The following is a 10,527-nucleotide window of genomic DNA, read 5'->3' as shown; positions in this document are numbered from 1 at the left end:
CCGGCTGGAGTTCGGTCGGACCGGTGTGATTGCCACCGTCGTCGGCCTGGGCTGGACCGCCTTCATCGCACGCCAACTCACCGTGAGCGGCTTGGGACCCGACATTGCGCGCGGCCTCGGCGTGCGACTCGGCGTCGTCACGTACGGCACCCTGATCGTCGCCGTGGTCGTCGCCTCGCTCGCGGTCTCCGCGGCCGGACCGGTCGCGTTCGTCGGCCTCGTTGCCCCGCAGATCGCCGTGCGTCTGGCTCGCACCGCGCAGCCGACCCCGGCGTTCTCCGGGATCGTCGGTGCGTGCATGGTCCTCCTGGCCGACATCATCTGCCGCGGCGTCCTCCCGGGCGGCCTGCCCATCGGCGTCGTCACCTCGGCGGTCGGCGGACCGTTCCTGGTGTTTCTGATCGTGCAGGCGGCACGGAAGTCGTCGGTCTGAGCGCTCGACCGGTATCGAGACCACAACCACCCCAACACCACTCACGACCGGTCTCGATGAACCGATGCGGGCTCCGCGCCGCAGCGGCACTCGACCACCTTGGGGACTGCTCCACACGCGGCGGCGCGCGACCAACGTGGGAACTGCTAACCTTCGGGTTGCCAGTCGACCTTCCGTGTAACAGCGGACGGTCAGGGAACCCGGTGCGAATCCGGGACTGACGCGCAGCGGTATGGGTGACGGGCGGAGCACGACGCGAGGACGACTCGCGCAGCCACTGGGGCACGGCCCCGGGAAGGCGTTCCGACCCGGATGACCCCGAGTCCGAAGACCTGCTGGCCCTTGCGGTGAAAGCCGCGAGGTCAATTTCGGGGCGACGCGCAGCAACCCCCTGACCTCAAGGATTGCAGTGTCGAACTCGACGCGTTCGCGTCGGGACAGGTGTCCCGGCGTCCTGCGCCCGTGGCTCGCTGACGACGGCGCACTCACTCGAATCAGAATCCCCGGCGGTCAGGTGTCCGTCCGAGCGCTCATCGGCTTGGCCGAGGTGGCCCAGCAGTACGGCGACGGCCTGGTCCGGGTCACCGGCCGAGCGAACCTGCAGCTGCGCGCGCTTCCCCTGGTCGACGGCGCCCTGCCCGCCGACGTCGTCGCCGCGATCGAGACGACCGGTCTGTTGCCGTCCCGCAGCCACGACCTGGTCCGCAACATCCTCGTCTCCCCGCAGACCGGACTGTCCGGTGGGCTCGCCGACGTGCGGCCGGCGGCCCGCGAACTCGACCGACGCCTCCTCACCGACTCGCGCCTGAGCGACCTGCCCGGCCGCTTCCTGTTCACCCTCGACGACGGTCGCGGCGACCTGCACGACCGCCACCTCGACCTCGGGCTGGTAGCGCTCGACGACAACCTGTGCCAGCTGCGCGTCGGCGGTGTGCCGAGCGTGGTGCTCCCGCTGGCCGACTCTCCCACCGCCCTCACTCGCCTGGCCCGTCGCTTCCTGGCGCACCGCGGGACCGGGCGCGACGCCGCGTGGCATGTGAACGAACTTCCTCATCCGCTGAGCGGCGCCACGGCCGACCTCACCGGCGGCGTCTGCTCGCCGCCGCTGCCGTACGGGCGCGTCCCCGGCGGCCTCCATCTCGACGCCCACGGCGGTCTTGCGCGCGACCTCATCGCGGCCTGGGCCGCCACCGACCACGTCGTGCTGACCCCCTGGCACGGCGTCCTGATCCCGAAGGCCACCGCATGACGCTCTCGCAACCGCCCCGCGCCTACGACTACGTCACCGTCGGCGCCGACATCTACGTCCGGTCGTTCGCGACCATCCGCGCCGAGTCCGATCTTTGCGACGTCCCCGCCGACGCCGAGAAGCTGGCCGTGCGGATGATCCACGCCAGCGGCCAGACCGACCTCGTGGACGACCTCGTGATCCATCCCCGGCTGCTCGTCGATGGTCGCGCGGCGCTGACACGTGGGCGGCCGATTCTCGCCGACACCCAGATGGTGGCGCGCGGCATCACCGCCGGCCGACTGCCCGCCGACAACCCGGTGCACTGCCTGCTCAGCGATCCCCGCGTGCCCGACCTCGCCGAGAAGTGGCACACCACCCGCACCGCCGCCGCGGTGTCACTGTGGGAGCCGATGCTCGACGGCGCCGTGGTGGCCATCGGCAACGCACCGACCGCCCTGTTCCACCTCCTCGAGATGCTGCTGGCCGGCGCCCCGCGGCCGGCCGCGATCATCGGCTGCCCGGTGGGCTTCATCGGCGCGGCCGAGTCGAAGGAGGCGCTCGCCGTCTTCGCCGACGAGCACGGCATCGACATCCCCTTCGTCACCGTCCGCGGTCGCCGCGGCGGTTCCGCGGTCACCTCGGCCGCGGTCAACGCCCTGGCCCAGGAGGCCGAATGAGCGCCCTCGGACAGTTCTCGATCGTCGGTCTCGGCCCCGGTGACCCCGACCTCATCACCCGCAAGGCCGCCCGACTGATCGGCGAGGCCGACGTCGTCGCCTATCACGCGGGTGTCCGGAAGTCGTCGCACGCGCGACGCATCGCTGCCGACCTGTTCCCGGACGGCGTGATCGAAGAAGAGCTCCGCTACCCGGTGACCACCGGAACCACCGACCACCCCGGCGGTTACGTCGGGGCCCTCGCCGACTTCTACGAGCAGTCCGCGGCACGGATGACCGCCCACCTCGACGCCGGGCGGAGCATCGCGCTGCTGGCCGAAGGCGATCCGCTGTTCTACGGCTCGGCGATGTACCTGCACGACCGGCTCTCGCCCGACTACCCGACCGAAGTGGTCCCCGGCGTTCCCGCGTACGCCGCCGCGACCGCCGCGCTCGGCACCCCGCTGGTGCGGCAGGACGACGTCCTCACCGTGCTCGCGGGCACCCTCCCCGAACCGGAGTTGGCACGTCGCCTCGCCGACACCGACGGCGCGGTGATCATGAAGCTCGGTCGCACCTTCCCCGCCGTGCGTCGCGCCCTGCATGCCGCCGGCCGCCTCGACGGGGCGTGGTACGTCGAGCGCGCGTCGATGCCGGAGCAGGAGTGGCGACCGGTAGCCGAGGTGGACCCGGCGACCGTTCCCTACTTCTCGCTGATCGTCGTGCCGGGCGACGCGCTCCACGCAGACCGGCCCGGCCGGATGCGCGACGGCCGTGACGTCGCACCTGCGCCGAGCTCAATTCCGACGCCGCCCCCACTCGAGCGATCCACGAGCGAACTGCTGGTGGTGGGCCTCGGACCCGGCCCCGCCGATTGGTTGACCCCCGAAGCGTCGACGGCACTCGCCGAGGTGGAGCACGTCATCGGCTACGCACCGTACGTCGACCGCGTTCCCCAGCGGCCCGGGCTGAAGCGTCATGCGTCGGGGAACACCGTCGAGGTCGACCGCGCCCGGCATGCGCTGCAGCTGGCGCGCGACGGCGAACGCGTGGCCGTCGTCTCCGGCGGCGACGCAGGCGTCTTCGGGATGGCGGCCGCCGTGTTCGAGGCCGCCGACGACCCGGAGTTCGCCGACGTCCCGGTCCGCGTGCTGCCCGGCGTCACCGCGATCCAGGCCGTCGCCGCCCGCGCGGGCGCGCCGATCGGCGCCGATTTCGCGGTGCTGAGCCTGTCCGACCGGCTGAAGCCGTGGGATGTGATCGCCCGGCGCCTGCGGGCGATCGCCGAGGCCGACCTGGTGCTCGGCATTTACAACCCCGCCTCCCGGTCGCGGCGCGACCAGATCGTCGACGCCCGCGCCGTGCTGCTGGAGCATCGCTCCCCCGACACCGTGGTGATCGTCGGCCGAGACATCGGCCGGACCGAGGAGTCGTTGACCGTCACCACCCTCGGTGACCTCGACGCCCACCGGATCGACATGAAGTGCCTGCTCATCATCGGCGCGACGTCGACGCGCGTCACCGCCGCGGGCAAGGCGTGGACCCCGCGATCGGTGGCTGCGATGGTGACGCCGTGACCCGCCCTCCGGTGACGGTGATCGGCATCGGCGCCGCCGGCTGGGACGGTCTCGGCGCCGACGTTCGCCACCGCATCATCGACGCCGACGTGGTGCTCGGCGGACCGCGCCACCTGGCCCTGGTGCCGCCGGTCGACGGCCAGGACCGACGTCCCTGGCCCAGCCCGCTCGTCGACGGCCTCGCCGCACTGCTCGCCGAGGTCGCCGACCGCCGAGTGGTGGCGCTGGCCTCGGGCGATCCCTTCGTCTCTGGCATCGGAACCGTGCTGGCCGAACTGCTCGGCGAACGCCTCGAGTCGATCCCCGCGGTGTCGTCGGTGTCGTTGGCGCGGTCGCGGATGCGGTGGCCGGCGGAGTCGACCACCGTCGTCACGCTGGTCGGCCGGGACCCCGATGCGCTGCGCCGCGAGCTGGCACCGAACGCCCGGATCCTGGTGCTGTCGTCGGACGAGTCCACGCCCGCCGCCGTCGCCGTCATCCTCGCCGGCCACGGCTTCGGCGCCTCCCGAATAGCTGTGCTCGGCGACCTCGGTTCGGCTGCCGAATCGCGGTCGGAGTTTCGGGCGGTCGACGGGCCGTCCGGCGACATGCCCCGCCTGCACGTCCTCGCGATCGAAGTGCTCGGCGATGCCGGCGGCGACGTCAGCTGGGCGACCGGCCTGCCCGACGACGCCTTCGAGCACGACGGCCAGCTCACCAAACGCGACCAGCGGGCGAGCGCCCTGGCACGCCTGGCGCCGCGCCCCGGCGGGCTGCTGTGGGACGTCGGCGCGGGCGCCGGATCCGTGGCGATCGAATGGCTGCGCGCCCATCCGACCACCGCGGCGATCGCCGTCGAACACCACCCGGAACGCGCCGCGCGAATCGCGCGCAACGCCGCCCGCTTCGGGGTTCCACGACTGCGGCTCGTCACCGGCCGAGCCCCCGACGCCCTCGTCGACCTGCCCGCACCGGACGCGATCTTCATCGGCGGCGGCGCCACCGCCCCGGGACTGCTGGACCGATGCCGCGCCGCCCTGCCGCCGGGTGGTCGGCTGGTGGTGCACGGCGTCACCTTCGAAACCGAGGAATTGCTACTGGCAGCGTTCCGCACGCACGGCGGCGAGCTGACCCGGCTGTCGGTGGAGCACGCCGCACCGCTCGGCGGCCGTTTTCACGGCTGGCAGCCCGCCCGCGCCGTCACCCAGTGGTCATGGATCAAGTCGGGAGACCGCAGATGACCGTTCACTTCGTGGGCGCCGGTCCCGGCGCCGCCGACCTCCTCACGCTGCGCGCCGCCCGCCTGCTGGCCGACGCCCGGACCGTGCTGTATCCGGGCACCTACCTCGACGCCGAGGTGCTGAGCCACTGCCACGACGACGCACATCTCGTCGACACCGCGCGACTGGACCTCGACGTGATCACCGCGACGATGGTCGACGCCGACGCCGCCGGCCACGACGTCGTGCGCCTCACCTCGGGCGATCCGTCGCTCTATTCGGCGCTGCACGAGCAGACCCGACGCCTCGACGCCGCCGGGGTGCGGTGGGACGTGACGCCGGGCGTGCCGTCGTACGCCGCGGCGGCCGCGCGGATCGGTCAGGAGCTGACGGTGCCGCTGGTGGCACAGTCGGTGGTCCTGACCCGCACGCAGGCACGGTCGACGGCGATGCCCGACCGGGAGAGTCTCGAGGCTTTCGCCGCGACCGGGTCGACGCTGGTCCTGCATCTGGCGATCACCCGAACCCGCGACCTGATGACGCGACTCGCACCGCACTACGGCGCCGACTGCCCGGTGGTCGTCGTCTACCGGGCGTCGCAGCCGGACGAGGTGGTGGTCCGCGGCACCATCGGCGGCGCACAGCCGATCGCCGACGCGGTCGAGGCCGCCGAGCTCAGACAGGCCGCCGTGATTCTGGTGGGACCGGCCTTGGCCGCCCGCACCACCGGCGGCGAATCGTATCTGTACTCCGCAGAAAGGACGCGCCGATGACCGCTCCGCACTATCCGTTCACCGCCGTCGTGGGCGCCGACGCCCTCGACGACCCGCAGCCGATGGCACTCGCACTGCTGCTCACCGCCATCTCGCCCGCCGTGGGCGGCGTCCTGGTGCGCGGTGAGAAGGGCACCGCGAAGTCGACCATCGTGCGGGCCCTGGCCGCCGTGCTGCCGCCGCTCGACGACGCCCCGGTCCCCCTCGTCGAGCTTCCCGTCGGCGCCACCGAGGACCGGGTGGTCGGATCCATCGACCTCGAGGCCGCGCTCGGCGAAGGCAAGGCGCGGTACCAGCCGGGTCTGCTCGCGAAGGCCCACCGCGGCATCCTCTACGTCGACGAGGTGAACCTTCTGCACGACCACCTCGTCGACCTGCTGCTCGATGCCGCCGCCATGGGTCGGGCGACCGTCGAACGCGACGGCATCTCGATGTCGCACGACGCCCGGTTCGTCCTGGTCGGCACGATGAACCCGGAGGAGGGTGAGCTGCGGCCCCAGCTCCTCGACCGCTTCGGCCTCACCGTCGAGGTCGCCGCGCCGCGGGAGGCGCCACTGCGCGCCGCAGTAGTCCGGCGCCGAATGGCCTTCGACGCCGACCCCGCGGGCTTCACCGCCCGCTACGCCGACTCCGAGGCCGCGCTGCGCGCCCGCATCCTGGCCGCGCAGCAGTTGCTGCCGCAGGTTCAGCTGTCGTCGGCCGCGCTGCTCAAGATCGCCGAGGTCTGCGCGGCGTTCGACGTCGACGGACTCCGCGCCGACATCGTGACCGCGCGGACGGCGGTCGCGCATGCGGCCTGGTGCGGTCGCACCGGTGTCACGATCGACGACATCCGCGTCGCCGCTCGCCTCGCCCTGCCGCACCGCCGTCGGCGCAATCCGTTCGACGCCCCCGGCCTCGACGAGGACCTCCTCGACCGGGTGCTCGGCGACGACGACCTGCCACCGGACCCGCCGGAGGGCGGAGGTCCCGACGGCGGCGATAGTTCCGACGATGGAGCCGACGACGCGCCCCCGACCGCTGCCCCAGACGCACCCGCACACTCGACCACCGACGCACCTGACGGGACGACGGCCGACGCCCCTCCACGCTCGACCCCCGACGTCCCACCTCGCTCGACCCCCGACACCACCGACGTCCCACCTCGCTCGACCCCCGACACCGCCGACGTCCCACCTCGCTCGACCCCCGATTCCGCCGACGTCCCACCTCGCTCGACCCCCGATTCCGCCGACGTCCCTCCACGCTCGACCCCCGACGCCACCGACGTCCCTCCTCGCTGGTTGAGCCGGTCCGAGGCGCTAGCCGAGGACCGTGTCGAAACCGCCGCGGGCACCGACGCAACCACCACGATCCAAGCCGGCGCCCCCTACCGCACCCGCCTCTTCACGGTCGCCGGGACCGGCGCCGGAACCGCCGGTCGTCGCAGTCGAGCACGGACGTCGTCGGGCCGCCGGGTGGGCGCCGACCCCGCCGCCACCACAGGCGCACCGCACCTGGTCGAGACCATTCGCAGCGCGATCCCCCACCAGCACCGCCGCGGTCGGACCGCGGGTCGACTCCTCATCGAACCCGCCGATCTGCGTCGCGCCGAATACGAGGGCCGGGAGTCGAACCTGGTGCTGTTCTGCGTCGACGCGTCCGGTTCGATGGCCGCCCGGCGGCGGATGGCACAGGTCAAGACCGCCGTCCTGAGCCTGCTGCTGGACGCCTACCAGCGTCGCGACAAGGTCGGCCTGGTGACCTTCCGCGGCAGTGCCGCCGATCTCGCGCTGCCGCCGACCAGTTCGGTCGACGTCGCCGCCGCCCGGCTCGCCGAGTTGCCCGCCGGCGGTCGGACGCCGCTGGCCGAGGGACTGGTGAAGGCCGCCGAGGTGATCGCGGTGGAGCGGATCCGGGATGCGCGGCGTCGACCACTCTTGGTGATCGTCACCGATGGTCGTGCGACGGCCGGCGCCGACGCCGTGGCCCGCTCGCGCGAAGCCGCCGGGCACCTCGCCGGACTCGGTGTCGCCGCTGTTGTGATCGACTGCGAGTCCGGGCCCCTGCGGCTCGGCCTCGCCGCCGAACTCGCCCGCCATCTGGGCGCCGAGTATCTGGAGGTCGGCGATGTGAGTGCCGGCGACCTCGTCGAAGCCACCCGCAACGCCACACTCGGCAGAGGAGCAGCCTGATGCCCAAGGGACAGCCACTGGAGATTCCCGACGACGGTCTCACCACCCGGCAGCGTCGCAATCGACCGCTGATCATGGTGCACACCGGTCCCGGCAAGGGGAAGTCGACCGCCGCCTTCGGGCTCGCCCTCCGCGGTTGGAACTCCGGTTTCGACATCGGCGTCTTCCAGTTCGTGAAGTCGGCCAAGTGGCGCATCGGCGAGCAGACGGTGCTCGAACGGCTCGGCGAGCTGCACCGCGAGACCGGCGAGGGCGGCCCCGTCGCCTGGCACAAGATGGGCTCGGGATGGTCGTGGAGTCGCAAGGACGGCACCGAGGACGATCACGCCGCCGCAGCCGCCGAGGGATGGTCGGAGATCAAACGTCGCCTGGCCGCGCAGGAGCACGACCTCTACGTCCTCGACGAGTTCACCTACCCGATGAAGTGGGGTTGGGTCGACGTCGACGACGTCGTCGAGACTCTCCAGAACCGCCCCGGCCGTCAGCACGTGATCATCACTGGCCGCGACGCCGATCCGCGCCTCCTCGAAGCCGCCGATCTAGTGACCGAGATGACGAAGATCAAGCACCCGATGGACGCCGGCCAGAAGGGCCAACGAGGCATCGAGTGGTGACCGCGGGTTCCCCCTACGATGGTCGAGTACCCGCAGCGAGCGAAGCGAGCCCGGATTGTATCGAGACCCGCAGCCACACAACCGGTCTCGATACACCGATGCGGGCTCCGCTCGCAGCGGCACTCGACCACCAAGGGAGCTTGCTCCGCTCGCAGCGGCACGACCAGCCTCGGGAACACCCCCGACAACGAACACCCCTCCCTACGCTGGTCGAGTAACCCGCAGCGAGCGAAGCGAGCCCGGATTGTATCGAGACCCCCAACCACACAACCGGTCTCGATACACCGATGCGGACTCCGCACGCAGCGGCACTCGACCACCAAAGGGGAACGCCCCCGACAACAAACACCCCTCCCTCACCCCAGAACGGAGCACCCATGACCCCGCTGCCGCGAATCATCATCGCCGCACCCGGCACGGGGCAGGGCAAGACGACCGTCGCGACCGGGCTGATGGCGGCCCTGCGTCGAGCGGGCCACGAGGTCAGCGGTCACAAGGTCGGGCCGGACTACATCGACCCCGGCTACCATTCCCTGGCCTCCGGTCGACCGGGCCGCAACCTCGACCCCCACCTGGTGGGCGACCACCAGATCGTCCCCCTCCTCCAGCACGGCGCCCGCGGAGCGGACATCGCAGTGATCGAGGGCGTGATGGGCCTGTTCGACGGCCGGATCGGGACGCAGGGCTACGCGTCCACCGCGCACGTCGCAACGCTCACGCGAACCCCGGTGATCCTGGTGGTCGACGTCGCGCGAGCCTCTCGCTCGATAGGCGCGATCGTCCACGGCATGGCCACCTGGGATCCCCGGATCGGTGTCGCGGGCGTCATCCTCAATCGCGCCGGATCCGCACGTCAGATCGACGAGATCCGCGACGCCGTCGGCCTGCCCGTCCTGGGGGTGATTCCGCGCGACCCCGACCTGGTGACCCCGTCTCGCCATCTCGGGCTGGTGACGGCCGCCGAGCGCGACGAGTCCGCCGCCGTCGTCGACCGCCTCGCCGACGTGGTGCCGCAGCATGTGGACCTCGACGCCGTCCTCGACATCGCCCGCAGCGCAGCGGAGTTGGACGGCGCACCGTGGGATCCCGCCGTCGCGCTGGGCGAGGCCCACGTCGCCACGCCGGAGCACCGCCCCGTCGTCGCGATCGCGGCCGGCCGCGCCTTCACCTTCCGCTACGCCGAAACCGTCGAACTGCTGCGTGCCGCGGGCTGTGAACCCGTCGAGTTCGACCCCGCCAACGACACCGCGCTCCCCGACGCCGCGGCGGGACTGTACTTAGGCGGCGGCTTTCCGGAAGAGCACGCGGTCGCGCTCGCGGACAATGCTGCCCTGCGCGCGGAGATCTGCGACGCGGTGACCGACGGTCTACCGACCGTCGCCGAATGCGCGGGACTCTTGTATCTCTGCCGGACGCTCGACGACCGCCCGATGGCCGGCGTGCTCGACGCCGACGCCCGGATGTCCGACCGCCTCACCCTGCGCTACCCGGAAGCCATCGCCACCGAGAACACCCTGCTCACCAGTGCCGGCGAACGCGTCACCGGTCACGAGTTCCACCGGACGGTGGTCGTTCCCGGCACCGGCCGTTCCCCGGCGTGGTTCATCGACCGAGAGCCGGTCGGCTTCGCCGACGCCACGCTCCACGCCTCGTATCTGCACACGCATTGGGCCGGGTACCCGCAGCTCGCGGCCCGCTTCGCGGCAGCGGTGCGCGGGTAGGCGGGCACCGGCAGCTGAAGCTGTTGGGGCCCAGCCTGACTCGGTCTCGATACACCCGATTGCTCGCTCCGCTCCCAGTCGGGCACTCGACCAACGTGGGGTGGCTCGCGACCAACCTGGGGGCGGGCACTCGACCAACGTGGGGGTCG

9 protein-coding genes and 1 riboswitch are annotated in these 10,527 nt (G+C 72.1%); all 9 genes read left to right on the top strand.

What is annotated here, in order from left to right:
• The coding region (locus GX543_RS04830; protein WP_290850194.1) for an iron chelate uptake ABC transporter family permease subunit at positions 1-433 on the top strand (433 nt) is incomplete at its 5' end.
• A gap of 145 nt (positions 434-578) precedes the next feature.
• A riboswitch (cobalamin riboswitch) is annotated at positions 579-788 on the top strand.
• A gap of 54 nt (positions 789-842) precedes the next feature.
• The gene (locus tag GX543_RS04825; protein WP_290850193.1) at positions 843-1,682 is read left to right on the top strand and encodes a nitrite reductase; all 840 of its coding nucleotides are present in this window, start codon (positions 843-845) and stop codon (positions 1,680-1,682) included.
• On the top strand, positions 1,679-2,341 hold the full coding sequence (locus GX543_RS04820; RefSeq protein WP_290850192.1) for a precorrin-8X methylmutase: 663 nt from the start codon (positions 1,679-1,681) through the stop codon (positions 2,339-2,341). Before GX543_RS04825 ends, GX543_RS04820 begins: the two co-directional genes overlap by 4 nt.
• On the top strand, positions 2,338-3,897 hold the full coding sequence (cobJ, locus tag GX543_RS04815) for a precorrin-3B C(17)-methyltransferase (RefSeq protein ID WP_290850190.1): 1,560 nt from the start codon (positions 2,338-2,340) through the stop codon (positions 3,895-3,897). Before GX543_RS04820 ends, cobJ begins: the two co-directional genes overlap by 4 nt.
• Complete coding sequence (gene cbiE, locus GX543_RS04810) at positions 3,894-5,117, top strand: precorrin-6y C5,15-methyltransferase (decarboxylating) subunit CbiE (protein WP_290850188.1); 1,224 nt, start codon at positions 3,894-3,896, stop codon at positions 5,115-5,117. The genes cobJ and cbiE overlap by 4 nt, the downstream gene beginning before the upstream one ends.
• The gene (locus GX543_RS04805) at positions 5,114-5,869 is read left to right on the top strand and encodes an SAM-dependent methyltransferase (protein WP_290850186.1); all 756 of its coding nucleotides are present in this window, start codon (positions 5,114-5,116) and stop codon (positions 5,867-5,869) included. Before cbiE ends, GX543_RS04805 begins: the two co-directional genes overlap by 4 nt.
• Positions 5,866-8,043, top strand: a complete 2,178-nt coding sequence (locus GX543_RS04800) for a VWA domain-containing protein (RefSeq protein WP_290850184.1) — start codon at positions 5,866-5,868, stop codon at positions 8,041-8,043. Before GX543_RS04805 ends, GX543_RS04800 begins: the two co-directional genes overlap by 4 nt.
• Positions 8,043-8,657: a cob(I)yrinic acid a,c-diamide adenosyltransferase gene (cobO, locus tag GX543_RS04795; protein ID WP_290850182.1), complete on the top strand. Its 615-nt coding sequence runs from the start codon at positions 8,043-8,045 to the stop codon at positions 8,655-8,657. Before GX543_RS04800 ends, cobO begins: the two co-directional genes overlap by 1 nt.
• 377 nt (positions 8,658-9,034) lie before the next feature.
• A complete protein-coding gene (locus GX543_RS04790) occupies positions 9,035-10,378 on the top strand; it encodes a cobyrinate a,c-diamide synthase (protein WP_290850180.1) in 1,344 nt (447 codons plus the stop codon).
• The last annotated feature ends 149 nt before the right edge of the window (positions 10,379-10,527 follow it).

It is taken from the genome of Gordonia sp. (in: high G+C Gram-positive bacteria) (assembly GCF_012515855.1).
In the GTDB taxonomy this organism is placed as follows: domain Bacteria; phylum Actinomycetota; class Actinomycetes; order Mycobacteriales; family Mycobacteriaceae; genus Gordonia.
Note: the sequence above shows the minus strand (reverse complement) of the source record. Positions and strands in the feature narration are given on the sequence as shown.

Excerpts from the sequence above, each read along its gene's own strand:
- GX543_RS04820 (WP_290850192.1), top strand. The coding sequence starts at position 1,679 with ATGACGCTCTCGCAACCGCCCCGCGCCTACGACTACGTCACCGTCGGC.
- cobJ (WP_290850190.1), top strand. The coding sequence starts at position 2,338 with ATGAGCGCCCTCGGACAGTTCTCGATCGTCGGTCTCGGCCCCGGTGAC.
- GX543_RS04805 (WP_290850186.1), top strand. The coding sequence starts at position 5,114 with ATGACCGTTCACTTCGTGGGCGCCGGTCCCGGCGCCGCCGACCTCCTC.
- GX543_RS04800 (WP_290850184.1), top strand. The coding sequence starts at position 5,866 with ATGACCGCTCCGCACTATCCGTTCACCGCCGTCGTGGGCGCCGACGCC.
- cobO (WP_290850182.1), top strand. The coding sequence starts at position 8,043 with ATGCCCAAGGGACAGCCACTGGAGATTCCCGACGACGGTCTCACCACC.
- GX543_RS04790 (WP_290850180.1), top strand. The coding sequence starts at position 9,035 with ATGACCCCGCTGCCGCGAATCATCATCGCCGCACCCGGCACGGGGCAG.